This window comes from Bradyrhizobium sp. UFLA05-108, from assembly GCF_059803455.1.
In genome coordinates this window covers 121,901-141,083 of the sequence record NZ_JBANAZ010000015.1, presented here as the reverse complement: position 1 = coordinate 141,083, position 19,183 = coordinate 121,901, and the positions used below count along the sequence as shown (strand labels likewise).

The window sequence follows — 19,183 nt, the reverse complement described above, 5'->3', positions numbered from 1 at the left end:
CGAGGGGTGTCCACACCCTCACCGCCGCTTACCCCAGTCGCCGCTTACCCCATAGCATCTGGATTCCCCGCTTTCGCGGGGAATGACGGCTGAGCGTGTGGCGGGCTGCGACGAACACGTCGCCCTTACTTCACCGCCCCGAACCGGCTGTCGAACGAGTTCGACGACATCACCGGGGCAGCGCCTGCGAGCTGCGCGTCTTTGCTGCCGGCATCAGCCGTGCTGCCCGACACCGACGGCTTCAGCGGCGGGCGTGAGGCGGCGACCTTGGTGTCGGCCGGCTTCGGCTCGGCGGGCCTGGCGGCTGCGACCGGCTTGGCTGCTTCCTTGGGCGCGTCCTTCGCGTCCTTGCTCGCGTCCTTGGCCGTGCCATGTCCCGGCACGAACCGGGTCACCGCGGCCTTCAGCCGGGATGCCGCCGAGGGCGGGGTTGCCGAAGTGGTGGCTGGCGGCGGAGATGTGGTCGCGGTGGTGTCGGCGGTGCCCATGCCCATCTTGCGGGCAAGGCCGGAGAAGAAGCCGCCGCCTTGCGAATTCTCTTGGGACTTCTCGGCCGGCGCGGCGGACGCGACGCGGGTGTTGCTGGCCTGCGACGGGACGGCCACGACCGGCTCGCTCTGCTGGCTTGCGCCGACAGCCTCGAGGTTCGGTTTCGGCGGATTGACGCTGCCGGGGATCGTGCCGGGCGCCTTCGACATCGCCAGCATCTGCAGCGTCGAGCCTTCGGCGCCCTCGGACAGGCCGGTCGAGCCTTCCGGAATCTTCGCGGCGAATACCTTGTTCATGCCGCCGTCGATGCCGGTGTTCATCCGCGCCATCGGCGTGCCCTTGGCGACGAGCCTGGCGTATTCCGCCTCGTCCTTCTCCTGCTTCTCGCGCACGGCGTTCGCGATGTCGTCGGGGATCACATAGGCCGGGCACTTTGCGGAGGCGTCGAACACCGGATCGCGCTTGGCGTCCGGCGTCTTGGCGGCGTCGAAGACGTACTTCTTCTCGCAGAAATCGACCCTCGGCTCCTGCCGCGTCACCTCGAAATGATCATTGCCTTCCTTGATCATCTTCCAGAAGGCCATGTTCGGATTGTTGCGGTGCTTGGCCATGTTCACCGGCGTCATTCTGAAAGGATACGCCTGGAACTGGAACGCCTTCTGGCCGCCGAAGAAGGACTCACGGCCGAGCGAATAGATCTCCGCGATCTGCTCGTCCGTCATCGCGTAGCAGCCGCGCGAGGAACAGTCGCCGTGCACCATCAGCTGCGAGCCGGAGCGGCCGAGCGCGCGGTCGAACGCATTCGGATAGCCGGTGTTGAAGGAGAGGTAATAGGCCGACTGCGGATTCATCTGGCTGGGGTTGATCGAATAGAACCCCTCGGGCGCCTGGCGGTCACCTTCGCGGACCTTCGGCCCGAGATCGCCCGACCAGCGGCAGATCGGATAGGTCTTCAGCAGCGCGAACTGGCCGGAGCGGGTCTGCTTCCAGATCTCGAGCTCGGCCTCCTGCTTGAACAGGCGGACCAGGATCGGCGATTGCAGATCCATGTCCTTCTCGGTCATCGCGGCGAGAAGCTTTGGCGAGACAGGCTGGTTGGCCTTGGCGTTGGTCGCGAGCGAAACCTGGTCGGTGTCGCAGCCAGCCAGCAGCACGCTGGTGACAAGCGCAACCGACGTCAAAAGCGCGCGTGCAACCGAGCTAGAAATCAAGATGGACCCCACACTCACCGGGCAAGTCAGCGAAAACCCCACTTCTGGAGCATTGGCCTGACCGGCGATCCGGACCCGCAGGAAGCGGGCTTTTGCAGACCAAGCCCCAGCGCTTATGCCCTGAAGCCATTGATTAAAATCTTACCCTCTGGGCTAAGCCGTCGCAACCCAAGCGCGGATCACGAGACCGTTGCCTCATAGGGATGGTCAACAAAGACTAAATCAGGGCGTAGCGACCTAATTTAGGCCGGGATCGCAGATTCGGGCGAAAAATGGGTTAATGGCCCCTTACGCCGAGGCGGGATTGTAGGGTGAGTTAGCCGAAGGCGTAACCCACCTCTTTGCTATCCGTGCGTGAGATGAAGTGGTGGGTTACGCTGCGCTAACCCGCCCTACGGCGCCGGAACGCGCCGAGTCACCCCAGCTTACGGCCGATTTCGAGGAATTTCTGCCGCCGCTGCTTGCGGATGGCGTCGGCGTCCAGGTTGCGCAGCTCATTGAAGGCCTGCTCGATGGCCTCGCCGGTGGTGGCGATCATGGCGGCGGGGTCGCGATGCGCGCCGCCGACCGGCTCCTTCAGGATGGTATCGATGACGCCGAAGCGCAGCATGTCCTGGGCCGTGATCTTCATGCTGTTGGCGGCTTCCTGGGCCTTGGTGCCGTCGCGCCAGAGGATCGAGGAGGCGGCCTCCGGCGAGATCACGCTGTAGATCGCGTGCTCCAGCATCAGGACGCGGTTTGCCGTTGTGATGGCGATCGCGCCGCCCGACATGCCCTCGCCGGTAATGATCGCAACGTTCGGCACGCCCAGCGACAGGCAGGCGTCCGTCGAGCGCGCAATGGCTTCGGCCTGTCCGCGCTCTTCCGCACCGATGCCGGGATAGGCGCCGGCAGAATCGACGATCGACAGCACGGGCAGGCCAAACCGCTCGGCCATCTCCATCAGCCGCACCGCCTTGCGATAGCCTTCGGGCCGCGCCATGCCAAAATTGTGCTTGATGCGGCTCTCGGTGGAATCGCCTTTTTCCTGGCCCATCACGCAGATGGCTTCGCCGCGGAAGCGGCCGAAGCCTGCCACCAGCGCCTCGTCCTCGCCGAACTTGCGGTCGCCGGCGAGCGGGGTGAATTCGGTGACCAGGCCCTTGATGAAGTCGGAGAAATGCGGCCGCTGCGGATGACGCGCGACCAGCGTCTTCTGCCACGGCGTCAAATTCGCATAGAGGTCGGCGAGCGCCTGCGCCGCCTTGTCCTCGATCTTGCCGACCTCCTCGGCGATGTCGCCGGAGGCCGAGAGCGCGCGCAATTCGTCGAGCTTGGAATCGAGCTCGGCGACGGGCTTTTCGAAATCGAGATAGCTGCGCATTTGGTCTAGCATCGGTTCAATATAGGGAGGACGGGGCGAGGAGGTGAAACGGATTTGAGGCCGCGGATAGAAGTGTAGCTTCTTCAATGAGTTGGCTTGTGCGCACCGACGCAGCGCGCCAAATCACGGGCAGGAGACGGCTCTTTCTGCGGAGAAACGGCCGAAGTCAAGGCGGATGGTTCATCTCTCCCGCTTGCGGGAGAGGTCGGCGCGCCCCGGGCGATGCGAAGCATCGTCCCGCGCGCCGGGTGAGGGCTCTCTCCTCTTGGGGGCTCTCGTCCGTGGAGATACCCTCTCCCCAGCCCTCTCCCGCAAGCGGGAGAGGGAGCGCATCTTCCGTGAAACCCTACTTCTCCGCCAGCGGGTGTAGGTCGCGCACCAGGCTCTTCAGGCGCTCCTCCACCACATGGGTGTAGATCTGCGTCGTCGAGATATCGGTGTGGCCGAGCAGCGTCTGCACGATGCGCAGGTCGGCGCCGTTGTGCAGAAGGTGGCTGGCAAAGGCGTGGCGCAGCACGTGCGGGGAGACGAGGCGCGCCTGAAGGCCGGATGCGATGGCGAGCTCCTTCAGGTCGCGCGCAAAATGCTGCCGCGTCAGGTGGCCGCTCTCGCCGAAGGACGGAAACAGCCATTTCGATGTGGCGATGCTGCCTTTCTTGTTCGATTTGCCGTCGCCTTTGGCCGCGTCCGTGGCGGCGAGATAATCCGCCATCGCCTGCCGCGCGGCCTCGTTGAGCGGTACCAGGCGCTCCTTGTTGCCCTTGCCGCGCACCACGATCATGCGCGCGTCGCGCTTTGCGGCCGAGCGCGGCAGTGACACCAGCTCGGAGACGCGCAGGCCGGTGGCGTAGAGTACTTCCAGCAGGCAATAGAGCCGCAAGCTGCGCAGCCGCTGCGCTGGCGATGCGTTCGCCGTCTCGCTCAGCTCCTTTGCGCGCCTCAGCATGCGATCGACGTCCGCAATCGACAGCACCTTCGGCAGGCTGCGGCCGCGCTTCGGCCCCGACAGGATCGCGGCGGGGTCGTCGCTGCGGATCCGCTCGTTGAGCAGGAAGCGAAACAGGTGCCGCATCGCCGACAGGCGCCGCGCGACGCTCGAGGACTTGAAGCCGCGCGTATCGAGATCACCGAGATAGTCGCGCAGGACTTGCGTGTCCGCGCCGATGAAATCCTGGCTCTTGTGGCCGAGGAAGTCGGAGAAGTCGGTGAGGTCGCGCCGGTAGGCGTCGAGCGTATTTCGGCCGGCGCCCTGTTCCGCCGCGAGCATGTCGAGGAACAGGCCGGTCAGTTGGATATTTGAGGGCTTGGTGGGCATGCCCTTCAGGCTAGCGGCTATTTCTTGAGAAATTTCTCCGGCGGGATGGTCACCGTCATTTCCCGCGGTTTTGGATTGACGAAATTGGCCAGCGTGAAGACCACGCCATAGACGATGCCGGCGAGGACGGCGACGACCGTCAGGAAGCGGAACAGGCTGGGCATCGGGCGAGGTCTCGGTAGGGGTCCCGTCGGGGCGAATTAACCAATGAAATCATCCAACATGTTCGCCGTTTCGTGGCAAGAGTCTCTGGCGAGGGCCCCTGCGGGGTCGTATAGGTGGCCCGAGATGCCGCCTTTGGCGGCAGATTGAGCGAGATCCATGTCCGACGCCGCCATGCCAGCCCCAAGCTTGCCCGAGCCCGACATTCTGTCGGCGCTTGCGGGCCGGTCGATCGTGCTGATCGGCATGATGGGGGTCGGCAAATCCACCATCGGCCGACGCCTCGCGGCCCGGCTTAAGCTGCCCTTCCTCGATGCCGACGCCGAGATCGAGGCGGCCGCCGGCATGACCATACCTGAAATTTTCGAGCGCCATGGCGAGCCTTATTTTCGCGACGGCGAGACGCGGGTGATCGCGCGCCTTCTGGACAGCGGGCCGTTGGTGCTCGCCACCGGTGGCGGCGCCTTCATGCGCGAGGAGACGCGGGCGCGCATTGCGGCCAAGGCGGTCTCGATCTGGCTCAGGGCCGATCATGACGTCATCATGCGGCGGGTGCGCCGCCGGGCCGATCGCCCGCTGCTGCAAACCGCCGATCCCGAGGGGACGGTGACCCGGCTGCTGAGCGAGAGAGAGCCGGTCTACCAGAATGCCGACCTTACGATCTCCTCGCGCGACGTGCCGCATGACCGGATCGTGGAGGAGTGTCTCGAGACGCTGCGTACCTATCTTTGCGGCGGCCAGCCTTCCGATGTAGCGAGTGCCGCGAGATGACCGCGCCGTTGAAACATTCAGACCCCGTTATCGTCGACGTCGCGCTCGGCGAGCGCACCTACGACATCGTCATCGGCCGCGACGTGCTGGCCTCGCTCGGCGCGCGCATCGCGCACCTGCGCCCTGGCGTGCGCACCGCGATCGTGACGGATCGCACCGTCGCAAGGCATTGGCTGGAGCCGACTGAAGCCTCGCTCGCGGATGCGGGCATCCCGACCTCGCGCATCGTCGTCGAGGAAGGCGAGATTTCCAAAACCTATGCCGGGCTCGAAAAGGTCAGCGAGGCACTGATCGCGGCGAAGATCGAGCGCAACGATCTCGTCATCGCGCTTGGCGGCGGTGTGGTCGGCGATCTCGCCGGCTTTGCAGCGGCGATCCTGCGTCGCGGCGTGGATTTCGTGCAGGTGCCGACCTCCCTGCTGGCGCAGGTCGATTCATCCGTCGGCGGCAAGACCGGCATCAACTCACCGCAGGGCAAGAATTTGCTCGGCGCCTTCCACCAGCCGGTGCTTGTCATTGCCGACACCGCCGTGCTCGACACGCTGTCGCCGCGGCAATTCCGCGCCGGCTATGCCGAGGTCGCCAAATATGGCGTGCTCGGCGACGTGGCTTTCTTCACCTGGCTGGAGAAGAACCACGCCGACATCTTCAGGGGTGGCTCGGCGCGCGAGCACGCGATTGCGACCTCGTGCCGCGCCAAGGCGGGCGTCGTCTCGCGCGACGAGCGCGAGACCGGCGAGCGGGCGCTGCTCAATCTCGGCCACACCTTTGGTCACGCCTTGGAAGCCGCCACCGGCTTCTCCGACCGGCTGTTTCACGGCGAGGGCGTGTCCATCGGCATGGTCCTGGCGGCCGAGTTTTCCGCAAAGCTCGGCATGATCGGTGCGACGGACGCTGCGCGCGTCGAACGCCACCTTGCGGAAGCAGGGCTGCCGACGCGGCTCCAGGACATCGCCGGCTTCGCGCAGGAAGGGCTTGCCGACGCCGACGCGCTGCTGGCGCTGATGGGACAGGACAAGAAGGTCAAGCGCGGCAAGCTCACCTTCATCCTGCTGGAAGCCGTCGGGCGCGCGGTGATCGCAAAGGATGTCGAGCCGTCGCTGGTGCGCGATTTCCTCAACGACAAGCTCGCGCGCAACGCGTGATGAGCGATTGACATCGGCGGTTGGGTCATGGATTGGCTCGGTTTCTCCATCGTCGTCTTCTGCCTCCTGGTCTCGGCGTTTTTCGCCGCCAGCGAGACGGCGCTGACCGGCGCCTCGCGCGCCAGCATGCTGCGGCTTTCGAAGCAGGGTCATCACGAGGCCGATGTCGTCTCCCAGTTGCTCGACATGCGCGAGCGCCTGATCGGCGCGCTGCTGCTCGGCAACAACATCGCCAACATCGGGGCCTCGGCGATCGCAACCGGCATCTTCACCACCTGGTTCGGCGAGGTCGGCGTGCTCTATGCGACCGGCGTGATGACGGCACTGGTCGTGATCTTCGCGGAAGTCTTGCCAAAGACCATCGCCATCAACGCGCCTGATCGCGTCGCGCTTGCCGTGGCGCGTCCGATGCGGCTGACGATGTACGTGCTCGGGCCGTTGCTGACCGTGGTGGAAGTCATCGTGCGCCTCTTGATGCGGCTGTTTGGCCTCGCCGGCGAGCACCAGGCGATCCTGTCGCCGACCGAGCGCCTGCGCGGCGCGGTCGACCTCCTGCACCATGAAGGCAAGGTCGAGAAGCAGGACCGCGACATGCTCGGCGGCCTCCTTGACCTGCGCGAGCTTCAGGTCTCCGACGTCATGATCCATCGCACCGAGATGATGATGATCAACGCCGACCTGCCGTCGGAGGAACTGGTGCGCGAGGTGCTGGCAACCGAATACACCCGCATTCCGCTGTGGCGCGACAAGCCCGAAAACATCATCGGCGTGCTCCACGCCAAGGATCTGTTGCGCGCCATTCGCGCTTCCGAAGGCGACACCTCGCGCATCGACGCCTCGACCATCGCGCTGCCGCCGTGGTTCGTGCCGGAGATGCGCACCGTGTCCGAGCAGCTCAAGGCGTTCCGCCGTCGCAAGACCCATTTCGCGCTCGTGGTCGACGAGTACGGCGAAGTTGAAGGTCTTGTGACGCTGGAAGACATTCTGGAAGAGATCGTCGGCGACATCTCCGACGAGCACGACGTGGTCGTCGCGGGCGTGCGCGCCCAGCCCGACGGCTCGGTCGTGGTCGACGGCTCGGTGCCGATCCGCGATCTCAACCGCGCCATGGACTGGCGCCTGCCCGATGAAGAGGCAACGACGGTCGCCGGCCTCGTCATTCACGAGGCGCGCTCGATCCCCGACCGCGGCCAGAGCTTTACGTTCCACGGCTTCCGCTTCCGCGTGCTGCGCCGCGAGCGCAACCGCATCACCGCACTCCGTATTTCACCGGTGCCGCGCGAGGCGGAGGTGGAGGAAGCCAAGCCGAGGCGGGCAGGGACGTCGTTCTAGCGTTTGCCAATTTGCAGGGACGTCAGAAGCTCAGGCTGGCATAGCCTGACTGGTCCGATAGTCATAGGCGACCGCCGCTTTGAGTGCGCTGATCCTGTGGACCAAAAGTTGCTGATAGTCATTTGCCGACAGGCGACGATCGTCCACGCGGGTCAGACCCCGCGACACCGGGATCAGCAAATCGCCCGGTGTGTTTCCTCGAAGGGAATGAATGGCCGAGGGATCCGCGCCCTGGGCGCCCAGCCCTGGTGCCAGGATGATTGAGCGCGGGAGCAATTGACGCAGGCGCCGACCCTCATGCGGGACCGTAGCACCCACCACCGCGCCCACAGCGTTGAGCCCGGAAGGTCCGCTGCCGGCTCTCATCCCCGCGATGAGATCGGCAAGGCGATCGGAGACGAAGCGATTTCCCGTCATCCTATCTTGCAGCCAGCCTGCGCCGGGATTGGAGGTGCGGCACAGTACGAACAGGCCTTTGCCAAAGCGGTTCGCGCAGTCGACAAAGGGTTCAAGCGTATCGGGCCCCATCAAGGGATTGACGGTGAGGCAATCTGCTTCGAAGTCGCCGCTTCCGCCGGCATGGGCCGGCATCAGATAGGCTCGTGCATAGGCGGCTGCGGTCGCGCCGATATCGCCTCGCTTGGCGTCGAGGATGACGCCAATACCGGCCGCCCGCGCTTGGTTGATTCCGGACGACAGCGCCATCAGCCCGGGCAGGCCGCACGCTTCATAATAGGCTGACTGGAATTTGACGAAGCCGATATGCCCTTCGATGGTCTCGATGACAAAACTCACGAACCGGCCGATCCAGGCGCGATCGTTCCCGTCTCCGAAAAATTCCGGAATGTCTGAGTGGGCGGGATCAATGCCTGCCACAACGTCGCCAAATCTGGCGACATTCCGCTCGACCAACTCAACCCAGGAAGGACCGTCCATGTCATACCTCGCTGAAGCATATCATACCCGGAATCAAACCGGCGGTTGTGCGCTGACAGTCTTATCCCCCGTTGCCTTCCCCCGGCGCCTGCGCGTGGATGGCGAGGGCGTGCACGCCGCCGGAGAGTTCCGCGGCCAGCGTCGAATTAATCATGCGGTGACGCTCGACCCGGCTCTTCCCTTTGAAGGCATCAGACACGATATAAACGCGGAAATGCGTCTCGCCGCCTGCCCGGTGGCCCGCATGGCCTTCATGCAAATGTGATTCATCGACCACTTGCAGGCTGTCCGGCGAGAAAGCTTCGCGCAACTTGTTGCTGATAGTGTCTTGTGTAGCCATGTCGTTGCCAGTCCTGTGAGCCGTTAAGTCGCGCGATCGCGTTCCCTGAATTCCCGTGCTTCTACGCCATTTGCAATGTCAAGACTTGAAGGTTTTTGCATTGCGTAGTCAAAGTCAGTCATGCCGATCGATTCATCAAAATTCTTCGACTCCATCCGCGTCAAGCCGAGAGGTGCGAAGCCGGAAGCGAAGCCGCGCGAGACCGTGGTCGCCTGCGAATGGACCGGTTGCCAGAACAAGGGCAGCCATCGCGCGCCGAAGGGCCGCGAAAATTCGCGCGAGTACTGGCACTTCTGCCTCGATCACGTGCGCGAGTACAACCAGAACTACAATTTCTTTTCCGGCATGAATGCCGACGCCGTCGCGCGCTACCAGAAGGATGCGCTCACCGGCCACCGTCCGACCTGGAAGATGGGCGCCAATGGCGGCGTCAAGAAGGGGGCGGAAGCCGAGATCGATGGCGCCTTCGATCCGTTCAGCATGTTCAGCGAGATCAACGGCCGCGCCAACTGGCGCCGCGGCCCGGAGGCCCAGCCCAAGGCCGAAACACGCAAGGTGATGAACGCCGAGCGCAAGGCGCTTCAGGTGATGGGTCTCGGCCCCGACGCCACGCTCGCCGACGTCAAGACCAAGTACAAGGCGCTGGTGAAGCAGCACCACCCCGACGCCAATGGCGGCGACCGTTCCACCGAAGACCGCCTGATCGAGATCATCAAGGCGTATAATTATCTGAAGACGGTGGTGCGGGAGGCGTAGGGCGGCCTTTCCACCTCGTCGTCCCGGACAAGCGAAGCGCAGATCCGGGACCCGTAGCCACAGGAAGCAGTTTTGCGAAGACCTCTGGTTATCAGCTCGCGCCGCAACCACTCCCTGGGGTAATCGCGACGAGCGCAGGCGCTCGCGCGGAGGTCCCGGCTTTCGCCGGGACGACATTGTGTTGTGCGGTCGCGTTTAGCTCGGCATCGCCCCCACATACGATGAACTCGGCCGGATCAGCCGTCCGGTCCGGCGATGCTCGAGCGCATGCGCGGTCCAGCCCGCGGCGCGCGCCACGGCAAAAATCGGCGTGAAGGCTTGGCGCGGGATGGCGAGGGCATCGAGCAGCATCGCGGTGAAGAACTCGACATTGGTCTCCAGCGGTCGCTCAGGGTTCTTCCTGCGCAGCGCGGCGCGGATATAGGCCTCGACCTCGCCGGCGAACGGCAGGTCGGCGCCGTCGGCGGCAAGCCGCTCGATCGCGGCCTTCAGTACGTCGGCGCGCGGATCGCGCACGCGGTAGACACGATGGCCAAACCCCATCAGCCGTTCCCCGCGCTTAAGCGTGGCATCGACCCACGGCTTGATCCGCTCGCTTGAGCCGATCGCATCCAGCATTTCCAGCACCGGCTCCGGCGCGCCGCCATGCAGGGGTCCCGTCAGCGCGCAATAGCCGGCGGTGACGGCGGCGAACAGATCGGCCTGCGTCGAGGCCACCACGCGCGTGGCGAAGGTCGAGGCGTTCATGCCGTGATCGCAGACCGTGACGAGATAGGCATCCAGCGCCGCGACCTCGCGCGGCTCGGGCGCGGCGCCGCGCAGCATTTTGAGTGTGTCGGCGGCATGGCTCGCATCCGGATTCGGTGCGACCGGATCAAGTCGCTTCGCCTGTCGCACCAGCGCGCCCGCGATCACCGGAAACGCGCCGACGATGGTCGCCTCATGCGCCAGCCCGTTCTCGGCACGCAAGCCCGCGACCGCCGCGCGAAAGCCGTCGATGATGCCCACGCCGCGGGTTGCCGGCAAAAGGTCCGGCAGTCGCGCAAAGGCGCGTTCGCGTGCCAGCCCGAGGCTCGCGCGCACATTGGCTTCGCTGAGCGTGCTCCGGCTCGCGCCGTTCCAGAGCCGCGCGGTGACGCCCTCGAAACTCGACTGGCGGGCGAGGGTACCGACATGCTCGCCGGCGATGATCAGCTCGCCGCGCTCGCCATCGACATGGCTGAGCACGGTCTCGGCGGCGGGAACCCCGTCCAGCCCGATCTGGCTTTTGGTGAGATGGATGTTCATGGCCTGTCTCCTTTCACGATGTAAAGGTCAGGCCTCTCGACAGATTGATCAATCTTGATTACATAAATCAATATGGAAAATTCGGAGGACCTCTACCTCTCGGCCCGCGAGGCCGCCGCCGAGCTCGCGATCTCGCCGGCGACGCTCTACGCCTATGTCAGCCGCGGCCTGATCCGGTCCGAGCCGACGGCGGATTCGCGCAAGAACCGCTACCGCGCCGAGGACGTCCGCAGCCTGAAGGAGCGCCGCGCCCCATCGCCCGAGCCGCGGGGCCTGCGCAGCTTCGATGCCGACCTGCCGGTGATGGACACGGAGATCGCGACCATCACGGAAGAGGGCGCGATCTATCGTGGCGTGAACTGCGTCGATCTCGCCGAGCGGGACACGCTGGAGCATGCCGCGACGCTGCTCTGGGACGTCTCGGGCGTCGATCCCTTTGCATCAGACAATTGCCCCCACGTCTCCGGCGAGATGCGCGCGATCGCCGAGGCCGCGCGCCGCGCCGCGCCGATCGACCGCGCCATCGCGGTGCTGGCGCTTGCCGCGAGCGCCGATCCCCGCGCCTTCACCCGCGCGCCCGATGGCCGCGCGATGGTCGGGGCGCGCATCGTCCGGCTTTTGGTTGCGACCATGCTCAATGCCGAGCCGTCAGCCGCGCCACTGCACCAGCAGATCGCGCTCGCCTGGGCACCCGACAACAAGCATGCAGCCGATCTCATCCGCCGCGCGCTGGTGCTGCTCGCCGAGCACGAGCTGAACGCGTCGACCTTCACCGCGCGCTGCGCCGCCTCGACCGGCCTCAATCTCTACGATGCCGTCATTGCCGGTCTCGCTGCGCTCAAAGGTCCAAAACACGGTGGCGCTGGCGTGTTGGCCTCGCAGCTCGTGAAGACACTGATCGATCGCGACGTCGAGCCGATGGTGCGCGAGCGCGTCGCGCTCGGCGAGCATTTTGCCGGCTTCGGCCACGGCGTCTACAAGCGCGGCGATCCACGCGCACAGTCGCTGCTCAACGCGCTGGCACGCGCCGGGGCGCCGCGAAAATTCACCCGCGAGGTGCCGGAGCGGATTGCGGAGGCGACCGGCGAGCTCGTCAACATCGACTATGCGCTCGCCGTGCTCGTGCACGCCCTGCGCCTGCCAGCCGGCAGCGAGCTCGCACTGTTCGCAATGGCCCGCAGCGTCGGTTGGATCGCGCACGCGAGCGAGCAATTGCAGCACGGAAGGCTGATTAGGCCGCGGGCGCGTTATGTTGGGCCGGCACCGGGACGGCGGACGACGGCGACAGATACCAGAAGCTAGCCTGATCGCATTGCAAGACCCTCATGGTGAGGAGCGCGAACGCGCGTCTCGAACCATGAAGGCCCGGATCTTGCCCGCGGCCATCCTTCGAGACGCCTGCTTCGCAGGCTCCTCAGGATGAGGAAGGAATGCGTCTGAAGCTCTAACCCCCCGGCTTCGCCGCCGCGACCCCGCTGCCGTGCCTCCGGCGGACGAACCAGATCACGAGGCCCACAACGATTGCGACGCCGACGACAGTGAGCATCCAGATGTGCTTGGCGGGATGTCCGTGGTGCGGCAGGCCGGCATAGCTGTGCCACGCCGAAATCGCGAGGTCGCCGGGCAGTACGTGCGCCGGCGCCCAGACCAGGATCGCAGGGATATTGACCGCATAGAAGCGCGCCGGTGCCATGCCGAGCGCGCCGGCGGTGACCGGCACGAAAGCCCGGATCGGGGGGACAAAGCGGGCGAAGAACACCGCCCAAGTGCCGAACCGGCGGAAGAAGCTCTCGCTCTCCTCGATCACGCGGGGATAGTTGGTCAGAGGCCAGCTATTGAGGATCTCGCGCTGCTGCTTGTGCCCGATCCAATAGGCCGAGCCGTCACCCACAACGGCGCCGAGGGCGGCGGCCAGCAGCACCCATTGCAGTTTGAGTTCGCCGCCCGGGATCAGGGCGCTCAGCGCCAGGATGATGGTCGAGCCGGGAACGACCGAACCCACCACCGGAACAGCCTCCAGCAGCGCCGCGAGGAAGAGTGTCAGGTACGCCAGCCCCGCATGGGCCGAGACGAAGTCGATGAAGGGATCGAGGAAGGACGTCACGTCGTCTCTGTGTCGGGCAGGGGCATCGAGGTTCAGACCTTACATAAGTAGGGAGCGGCAACCAAAGTGCCAAAGTTCGCTGCAAGGCGCCTGCCAGGCGCGAAATTCGAGCGTGATTCGCAGGGCAGCCTTCCAAAATTCGCGTTCCTTGCCTATCTAAATGAAAAGACAACGGAACTTTGATTGGGGCGCGGGCTTCTGCCGGCACGTGGTCTCTGATAGGTTCGCAACTGCACCCAGCCGCAGTCAAAGTGCAAATTACTGGTCTCGGGACCGCCCGGGGCCTCGGAGGATGAATGACGACCGCCGCCTTGTCCAAAGTTGAGGAAGTCAACGGTTTGCCCGACATGAAGGTGTCGGTGCGCCAGGTCTTCGGGATCGACAGCGATCTCGAAGTGCCGGCCTATTCCGAAGTCGATCCTCACGTGCCCGAAGTCGATGCCGATTATCGTTTCGACCGCGCCACCACGCTCGCGATCCTCGCAGGTTTCGCCAAGAACCGCCGCGTCATGGTGACGGGCTATCACGGTACCGGCAAATCCACCCATATCGAGCAGGTCGCCGCGCGCCTCAACTGGCCGTGCGTGCGCGTCAATCTCGACAGCCACATCAGCCGTATCGACCTCGTCGGCAAGGATTCGATCGTGGTCAAGGACGGCAAGCAGGTCACCGAATTCCGCGACGGCATTTTGCCCTGGGCCCTCCAGCACAACGTCGCACTGGTGTTCGACGAATACGACGCCGGCCGCCCGGACGTGATGTTCGTGATCCAGCGCGTGCTGGAGGTCTCCGGCCGCCTGACGCTGCTCGACCAGAACAAGGTGATCAAGCCACATCCGGCGTTCCGCCTGTTTTCGACCGCCAACACCGTCGGCCTCGGCGACACCTCGGGCCTCTATCACGGTACCCAGCAGATCAACCAGGGGCAGATGGACCGCTGGTCGATCGTCACCACGCTCAACTATCTCGGCCATGACGAGGAAGTGGAGATCGTGCTGGCGAAGGCCAAGCACTATCGCACCCAGGAAGGCCGCGACATCGTCAACAAGATGGTTCGCCTTGCCGATCTCACCCGCAACGCCTTTGCCAATGGCGATCTGTCGACGGTGATGAGCCCGCGCACGGTGATCACCTGGGCGGAGAATGCCGACATTTTCGGCGATATCGGCTTCGCCTTCCGTGTCACCTTCCTCAACAAGTGCGACGAGCTCGAGCGTCCCCTGGTCGCCGAGTTCTACCAGCGCTGCTTCAATGCGGAGCTGCCGGAATCGGCGGTCAACGTGGCGCTTAGCTGATCCATGCCAACCATTACCGTCGAGCGCACCATTGGGACCACCAAGAAGGCTGTGCTCGCCGGGCTCGCTGGTTACAACCACGAGCACATGGGGACGCAGAGACTGAAGGGCCTTGCGGTTTCGCTAAAGGACCGCGGCAAGATCGTCGGTGGGGTCGTCGGCCAGATCTGGACAACGGTTCTGTTCATTCAGTTCTTCTGGATCGACCAGAAACATCGTGGCCAAGGTCATGGAACGAAGCTGATCGCGGCGATCGAAGACGAAGCAAGGCGGATCGGCGCGGTTCGATCCCATGTGGACACGATGAGTTTTCAGGCGCCGGGCTTTTATCGTTCCTGCGGGTACGAAGAATTCGGCGCCATTGACGGCTATCCCGGCGGCGTGACGCGCCATTCGTTTACGAAGTCGCTATGAGCACATCATCATCCAACTCGAAATTCCGCAACACCAAGGAAGCGCCGACCGAGCCGTTCAAGCGCTCGGTGGCGTCATGCCTGAAGGCGATCGCCAAGACGCCCGAGCTCGACGTCAGCTTTGCTGCCGAGCGCCCTGGCCTTGCGCCCGGCAAGGCGCGGCTGCCCGAGCCGGCGCGGAAAATGACGAAGCGCGATGCTGCGGTCGTGCGCGGCCACGCCGACTCGATCGCGCTGAAGCTCGCCTGTCACGATCCGAAACTGCACCGCAAGCTAATGCCGGGCAACCCGCAGGCGCGTGGCGTGTTCGAGGCGGTGGAGCAGGCTCGGGTCGAGGCGATCGGCGCGCGCCGCATGGCGGGCGTTGCGAAAAACCTCACCGCGATGCTCGATGATCATTTCCATCGCGGCAAGTTCGACGAGATCACCGACCGCGCCGATGCGCCACTGGCGGATGCGCTCGCGATGCTGGTGCGCGAACGCCTGACCGGGATGGCGCCGCCGGCGGCGGCCAAGAAGATGGTCGATCTCTGGCGGCCGACGCTGGAGGACAAGATCGGCAGGCGGCTCGACCGGCTCGATGGCCTGGTCGAGAACCAGACCAAATTCGGCGACGCCGTGCATGACCTGCTTTCCGCGCTCGACCTCGGCGATGAGCGCAACGCCGATTCCGACGAGGACGACAATCAGGACGACAACCGCGACGGCGACAACGACCAGGCCGGCGCGGAAGGCTCGCCCGATTCCGACGCCGCGCAGGAGATGAGCGCCGACCAGGCGCAGGCGACCACGGAGGAGATGAGCGAGAGCGCGATGGAAAGCGCGCAGGCCTCGACATCAGACACCTTCGACGACGGCGAGCTCGGCGACGACGAGACGCCGGGGGAAGCGACGCGGCCGAATTCGCGCGGGGCCAACGAGCCGCGCGGGCCGGAATATCACGCCTTCGCGCCGAAGTTCGACGAGGTGATCGCCGCCGAGGACCTCTGCGACCATGACGAATTGGAGCGGCTGCGCTCTTACCTCGACAAGCAGCTCGCGCATCTGCAAGGCATCGTCGCCCGTCTCGCCAACCGGCTCCAGCGCCGGCTGATGGCGCAGCAGAACCGGGCCTGGGAGTTCGATCTCGAAGAGGGCATTCTCGATCCGGCGCGGCTGTCGCGCGTGGTGACCGATCCCTATCACCCGCTGTCCTTCATGCGCGAGAAGGAGGCGACGTTCCGCGACACCGTGGTGACGCTGCTGCTCGACAATTCCGGCTCGATGCGCGGCCGCCCGATCACGGTGGCGGCGACCTGCGCCGACATTCTGGCGCGCACGCTGGAGCGTTGCGGCGTCAAGGTCGAGATTCTCGGCTTCACCACGCGCGCCTGGAAGGGCGGGCAATCGCGTGAGGCGTGGCTCGCCGCTGGCAAGCCGGCCAATCCCGGCCGCCTCAATGATCTCCGCCACATCATCTACAAGTCGGCGGACGCGCCGTGGCGCCGTGCGCGCAAGAATCTCGGCCTGATGATGCGCGAGGGCCTGCTCAAGGAGAACATCGACGGCGAGGCGCTCGACTGGGCGCACAAGCGCCTGCTCGGGCGCACCGAGCAGCGCAAGATCCTGATGATGATCTCGGACGGCGCGCCGGTCGACGATTCCACGCTGTCGGTCAATGCCGGCAACTATCTCGAGCGGCACCTGCGGCACATCATCGAGGAGATCGAGACGCGCTCGCCGGTGGAGCTGATCGCGATCGGCATCGGCCACGACGTCACGCGCTACTATCGCCGCGCGGTGACGATCGTGGACGCCGAAGAGCTTGGCGGCGCAATTACCGAGAAGCTCGCCGAGCTGTTCAGCGAGACCCACTCAGCGCCTGCGCAACCTGCGAGCCGGCCGCGCCGCAAACTGCATTCGTGACCGCACGCTTCTCCCGCCGCCGATTTCTCGGCCAAGCGGCGGGAGCCGCGATATCAGCGCTTCCCGGAGCTGCGTGCGCCGAACCCGCGACCCAACCGCGGGCAAGATCGGCGGACCAGCCCGAGCACACCGTCACCGAGCCGGTCGCCATCGAGGTCAACGCGCGGCAGATCCCTGTGTTCGAGCCGCGCGATCGCGCGCGAACCCGCTTCGGCGCGCTGGAGTATCGCAGCGGCCTGGTGCTGACCTCGCCCTATCGTGGCTTCGGCGGCCTCTCCGGCATCCGTTTTCTCGACGCAAAAGGCGAGCGCTTCATCGCGATCTCCGATCAGGGCGCGTGGTTCAGCGGGACCATCCGCTACGCGGGGCGCGACATGGTCGGGCTCGATAACGTCGAGGCCGCGCCGATCCTGAACGCCGAGGGGCGGCCGATCACCGAGAAGCGCTACTGGTACGACACCGAATCGATCGCGCTCGACGGCTCCCTCGTCTATGTCGGGCTCGAGCGCGTCAATGCGCTGATGCGCTTCGATTTCTCCAAGGGATTCACCCGTGCCCGCGGCGAGGTCTTGCCGCTGCCGGCGGCGGCGCGGACGCTGCCGCGCAACAAGGGGTTGGAAGCGCTGGTGTTCGTGCCCAAGGACCCGCAAAAGGGCCAGCCGCTGGCCGGCACGCTGATCGCCTTCTCCGAGCGCGGGCTCGACCGCGACGGCAACCTGATCGCGTTTTTGATCGGCGGTCCCTCGCCCGGCCAGTTCAGCGTGCGCCGCACCGAGAATTATGACATCAGCGACGCCGTCCTGCTGCCCTCCGGCGGACTTCTGATCCTGGAGCGAAAATTCTCCTGGTTCACCGGCGTCAACATCCGCATCCGCGCGATCCCCCTGAAGTCGATTGCGCCGGGCGCGCTGGTCGACGGCCCCGAGCTGTTCGCCGCCGATCTCGGCCACGAGATCGACAACATGGAAGGCATCGACGCCCATGTCGGCGCGGACGGCGAGACCGTGCTGACGCTGGTCTCGGACGATAATTTTTCCTTTCTGCAGCGCACGCTGCTGCTGCAGTTCACGCTGGTGGAGTAAAATCCCGGCGTCGCCCTGGCGAAAGCGCAATGCAGCCCGCCGCTAACCGCCATGCCCGCAGCGCGGCTAGCATTCCACCTCGCGCCCACTACACTTCCCTCATCGCCCTCTATCCGCCGGAACCTCCCGCATGAGCGCCCTGTTTTCCCCGATCGAGCTGCGCGGTCTGAAACTGAAGAACCGCGTCATGGTGTCGCCGATGTGCCAGTATTCGGCCGAGGACGGCGTCGCCACCGACTGGCACTTCACCCACGTCAACTCGCTGGCGCTGTCGGGCGCATCCGTGTTCTGCATCGAGGCGACGCATGTCGAGGCGATCGGGCGTATCACGCCGGGGTGCCTCGGGCTCTACAGCGATGCCTGCGAGGCGGCGCTGAAGCAGATCATCGCCTCGGTGCGCAAGCATTCCACCGCGGCGGTCGCGATGCAGCTTGCGCATGCCGGCCGCAAGGGCTCTTCCGCGCGTCCCTGGGACGGCGGGCAGTTGATCGCAGCGGAGCGGGGCGGCTGGCAGACGGTCGCCCCAAGTGCGCTGCCGAACAAGGAGGGCGAGGCCGCCCCAACCGCGCTCGACCGCGCTGGCATGGTCCGCATCCGCGACGCCTTCGTCGACTGCGCGCGCCGCGCGGAGCGCCTCGGCATCGACGCGATCGAGCTGCACGGCGCGCACGGCTATCTCATGCACCAGTTCCTCTCGCCGATCTCCAACCACCGCACCGACGAGTATGGCGGGTCCTTGCAAAACCGCATGCGCTTTCCGCTCGAGGTGTTCGACGCCGTGCGCGCGGTGTTCCCGCATGACAAGCCGATCGGCATGCGCGTGTCCTCGACCGACTGGGTCGAGGGCGGCTGGGATCTGCCGCAGACCATCGAATTCGTGCGCGAGCTGAAAAAGCACGGCATCGACTGGGTCGACGCCTCCTCCGGCGGCGTGTCGCCGCTGCAGAAGATTCCACTCGGCCCCGGCTACCAGGTGCCGTTCGCGGAGGCCATCAAGCGCGAGACCGACGTGACGACGATCGCGGTCGGCCTGATCACCGAAGCTAGGCATGCCGAGGAGATCGTCGCTTCCGGGAAGGCCGACATGGTCGCGCTGGCGCGGGCGATGCTCTACGATCCGCGCTGGGGCTGGCACGCCGCCGCCGAGCTCGGCGGTGTCGTCGACGCCCCGCCGCAATACTGGCGCTCGCAGCCCTCGACACAGAAGGCGCTGTTCGGCAAGACGACGTTCGGGGCGCGGTGAGGCTTACTGGTCGTTGCGCGCGATGTCGCGACCA

18 protein-coding genes are annotated in these 19,183 nt (G+C 65.4%); 10 read left to right on the top strand and 8 right to left on the bottom strand.

What is annotated here, in order from left to right:
- Positions 1 to 125: 125 nt before the first annotated feature.
- The 4 genes from SO140_RS14200 to SO140_RS14185 all read right to left on the bottom strand — a co-directional run bounded on the left by SO140_RS14200 (position 126) and on the right by SO140_RS14185 (position 4,542).
- Positions 126 to 1,700 carry a L,D-transpeptidase family protein gene (locus tag SO140_RS14200; RefSeq protein ID WP_498542726.1) on the bottom strand — a complete coding sequence of 525 codons (1,575 nt, stop codon included), beginning with the start codon at positions 1,698 to 1,700 and terminating at the stop codon, positions 126 to 128.
- Between the two features lie 415 nt (positions 1,701 to 2,115).
- On the bottom strand, positions 2,116 to 3,075 hold the full coding sequence (locus tag SO140_RS14195) for an acetyl-CoA carboxylase carboxyltransferase subunit alpha (RefSeq protein ID WP_449383492.1): 960 nt from the start codon (positions 3,073 to 3,075) through the stop codon (positions 2,116 to 2,118).
- 334 nt (positions 3,076 to 3,409) lie between these two features.
- Entirely contained in the window at positions 3,410 to 4,378 is a 969-nt protein-coding gene (gene xerD / locus SO140_RS14190) for a site-specific tyrosine recombinase XerD (protein ID WP_449383493.1), read from the bottom strand.
- 17 nt (positions 4,379 to 4,395) lie between these two features.
- On the bottom strand, positions 4,396 to 4,542 hold the full coding sequence (locus tag SO140_RS14185) for a histidine kinase (protein ID WP_449383494.1): 147 nt from the start codon (positions 4,540 to 4,542) through the stop codon (positions 4,396 to 4,398).
- Between the two features lie 157 nt (positions 4,543 to 4,699).
- Here SO140_RS14185 and SO140_RS14180 point away from each other — a divergent pair, with 157 nt between their 5' ends.
- From SO140_RS14180 to SO140_RS14170, 3 genes are read left to right on the top strand one after another with little or no spacing between them, the layout of a single operon-like run.
- Positions 4,700 to 5,311, top strand: coding sequence for a shikimate kinase (locus SO140_RS14180; RefSeq protein ID WP_449383495.1), 612 nt, complete (start codon positions 4,700 to 4,702; stop codon positions 5,309 to 5,311).
- Positions 5,308 to 6,456 carry a 3-dehydroquinate synthase gene (aroB, locus tag SO140_RS14175; RefSeq protein ID WP_449383496.1) on the top strand — a complete coding sequence of 383 codons (1,149 nt, stop codon included), beginning with the start codon at positions 5,308 to 5,310 and terminating at the stop codon, positions 6,454 to 6,456. The genes SO140_RS14180 and aroB overlap by 4 nt, the downstream gene beginning before the upstream one ends.
- A gap of 27 nt (positions 6,457 to 6,483) precedes the next feature.
- Positions 6,484 to 7,788 carry an HlyC/CorC family transporter gene (locus SO140_RS14170; protein WP_449383497.1) on the top strand — a complete coding sequence of 435 codons (1,305 nt, stop codon included), beginning with the start codon at positions 6,484 to 6,486 and terminating at the stop codon, positions 7,786 to 7,788.
- Positions 7,789 to 7,818: 30 nt separating this feature from the next.
- Here the strand turns inward: SO140_RS14170 and pyrF are convergent, their stop codons facing one another.
- On the bottom strand, positions 7,819 to 8,724 hold the full coding sequence (gene pyrF / locus SO140_RS14165; protein WP_449383498.1) for an orotidine-5'-phosphate decarboxylase: 906 nt from the start codon (positions 8,722 to 8,724) through the stop codon (positions 7,819 to 7,821).
- Positions 8,725 to 8,785: 61 nt separating this feature from the next.
- Complete coding sequence (locus SO140_RS14160; RefSeq protein ID WP_449383499.1) at positions 8,786 to 9,064, bottom strand: BolA family protein; 279 nt, start codon at positions 9,062 to 9,064, stop codon at positions 8,786 to 8,788.
- A gap of 120 nt (positions 9,065 to 9,184) precedes the next feature.
- On the opposite strand from SO140_RS14160, the gene SO140_RS14155 reads away from it, so the two are divergent.
- Entirely contained in the window at positions 9,185 to 9,820 is a 636-nt protein-coding gene (locus SO140_RS14155) for a J domain-containing protein (protein ID WP_254100971.1), read from the top strand.
- Between the two features lie 195 nt (positions 9,821 to 10,015).
- On the opposite strand, the gene SO140_RS14150 is transcribed toward SO140_RS14155, so the two are convergent.
- Entirely contained in the window at positions 10,016 to 11,107 is a 1,092-nt protein-coding gene (locus SO140_RS14150) for a citrate synthase/methylcitrate synthase (RefSeq protein WP_449383500.1), read from the bottom strand.
- Between the two features lie 72 nt (positions 11,108 to 11,179).
- On the opposite strand from SO140_RS14150, the gene SO140_RS14145 reads away from it, so the two are divergent.
- On the top strand, positions 11,180 to 12,409 hold the full coding sequence (locus tag SO140_RS14145; protein ID WP_449383501.1) for a citrate/2-methylcitrate synthase: 1,230 nt from the start codon (positions 11,180 to 11,182) through the stop codon (positions 12,407 to 12,409).
- A 142-nt stretch (positions 12,410 to 12,551) separates the two neighbouring features.
- On the opposite strand, the gene SO140_RS14140 is transcribed toward SO140_RS14145, so the two are convergent.
- A complete protein-coding gene (locus tag SO140_RS14140) occupies positions 12,552 to 13,211 on the bottom strand; it encodes a DedA family protein (RefSeq protein WP_449383502.1) in 660 nt (219 codons plus the stop codon).
- A gap of 296 nt (positions 13,212 to 13,507) precedes the next feature.
- On the opposite strand from SO140_RS14140, the gene cobS reads away from it, so the two are divergent.
- From cobS to SO140_RS14115, 5 genes are all read left to right on the top strand, one after another.
- Complete coding sequence (gene cobS / locus SO140_RS14135) at positions 13,508 to 14,506, top strand: cobaltochelatase subunit CobS (RefSeq protein WP_027524083.1); 999 nt, start codon at positions 13,508 to 13,510, stop codon at positions 14,504 to 14,506.
- Positions 14,507 to 14,509: 3 nt separating this feature from the next.
- Positions 14,510 to 14,920, top strand: coding sequence for a GNAT family N-acetyltransferase (locus SO140_RS14130; protein WP_449383503.1), 411 nt, complete (start codon positions 14,510 to 14,512; stop codon positions 14,918 to 14,920).
- A complete protein-coding gene (gene cobT, locus SO140_RS14125; RefSeq protein ID WP_449383504.1) occupies positions 14,917 to 16,824 on the top strand; it encodes a cobaltochelatase subunit CobT in 1,908 nt (635 codons plus the stop codon). Before SO140_RS14130 ends, cobT begins: the two co-directional genes overlap by 4 nt.
- A complete protein-coding gene (locus SO140_RS14120) occupies positions 16,821 to 17,906 on the top strand; it encodes an esterase-like activity of phytase family protein (RefSeq protein WP_449383505.1) in 1,086 nt (361 codons plus the stop codon). Before cobT ends, SO140_RS14120 begins: the two co-directional genes overlap by 4 nt.
- A gap of 130 nt (positions 17,907 to 18,036) precedes the next feature.
- Complete coding sequence (locus SO140_RS14115) at positions 18,037 to 19,149, top strand: NADH:flavin oxidoreductase/NADH oxidase (protein WP_449383506.1); 1,113 nt, start codon at positions 18,037 to 18,039, stop codon at positions 19,147 to 19,149.
- The last annotated feature ends 34 nt before the right edge of the window (positions 19,150 to 19,183 follow it).

What these genes read in the sequence shown, in the direction of transcription:
- SO140_RS14195 (WP_449383492.1), bottom strand. Translation starts at nt 3,075, where the DNA reads ATGCTAGACCAAATGCGCAGCTATCTCGATTTCGAAAAGCCCGTCGCC.
- xerD (WP_449383493.1), bottom strand. Translation starts at nt 4,378, where the DNA reads ATGCCCACCAAGCCCTCAAATATCCAACTGACCGGCCTGTTCCTCGAC.
- SO140_RS14185 (WP_449383494.1), bottom strand. Translation starts at nt 4,542, where the DNA reads ATGCCCAGCCTGTTCCGCTTCCTGACGGTCGTCGCCGTCCTCGCCGGC.
- SO140_RS14180 (WP_449383495.1), top strand. Translation starts at nt 4,700, where the DNA reads ATGTCCGACGCCGCCATGCCAGCCCCAAGCTTGCCCGAGCCCGACATT.
- aroB (WP_449383496.1), top strand. Translation starts at nt 5,308, where the DNA reads ATGACCGCGCCGTTGAAACATTCAGACCCCGTTATCGTCGACGTCGCG.
- SO140_RS14170 (WP_449383497.1), top strand. Translation starts at nt 6,484, where the DNA reads ATGGATTGGCTCGGTTTCTCCATCGTCGTCTTCTGCCTCCTGGTCTCG.
- pyrF (WP_449383498.1), bottom strand. Translation starts at nt 8,724, where the DNA reads ATGGACGGTCCTTCCTGGGTTGAGTTGGTCGAGCGGAATGTCGCCAGA.
- SO140_RS14160 (WP_449383499.1), bottom strand. Translation starts at nt 9,064, where the DNA reads ATGGCTACACAAGACACTATCAGCAACAAGTTGCGCGAAGCTTTCTCG.
- SO140_RS14155 (WP_254100971.1), top strand. Translation starts at nt 9,185, where the DNA reads ATGCCGATCGATTCATCAAAATTCTTCGACTCCATCCGCGTCAAGCCG.
- SO140_RS14150 (WP_449383500.1), bottom strand. Translation starts at nt 11,107, where the DNA reads ATGAACATCCATCTCACCAAAAGCCAGATCGGGCTGGACGGGGTTCCC.
- SO140_RS14145 (WP_449383501.1), top strand. Translation starts at nt 11,180, where the DNA reads ATGGAAAATTCGGAGGACCTCTACCTCTCGGCCCGCGAGGCCGCCGCC.
- cobS (WP_027524083.1), top strand. Translation starts at nt 13,508, where the DNA reads ATGACGACCGCCGCCTTGTCCAAAGTTGAGGAAGTCAACGGTTTGCCC.
- SO140_RS14130 (WP_449383503.1), top strand. Translation starts at nt 14,510, where the DNA reads ATGCCAACCATTACCGTCGAGCGCACCATTGGGACCACCAAGAAGGCT.
- cobT (WP_449383504.1), top strand. Translation starts at nt 14,917, where the DNA reads ATGAGCACATCATCATCCAACTCGAAATTCCGCAACACCAAGGAAGCG.
- SO140_RS14115 (WP_449383506.1), top strand. Translation starts at nt 18,037, where the DNA reads ATGAGCGCCCTGTTTTCCCCGATCGAGCTGCGCGGTCTGAAACTGAAG.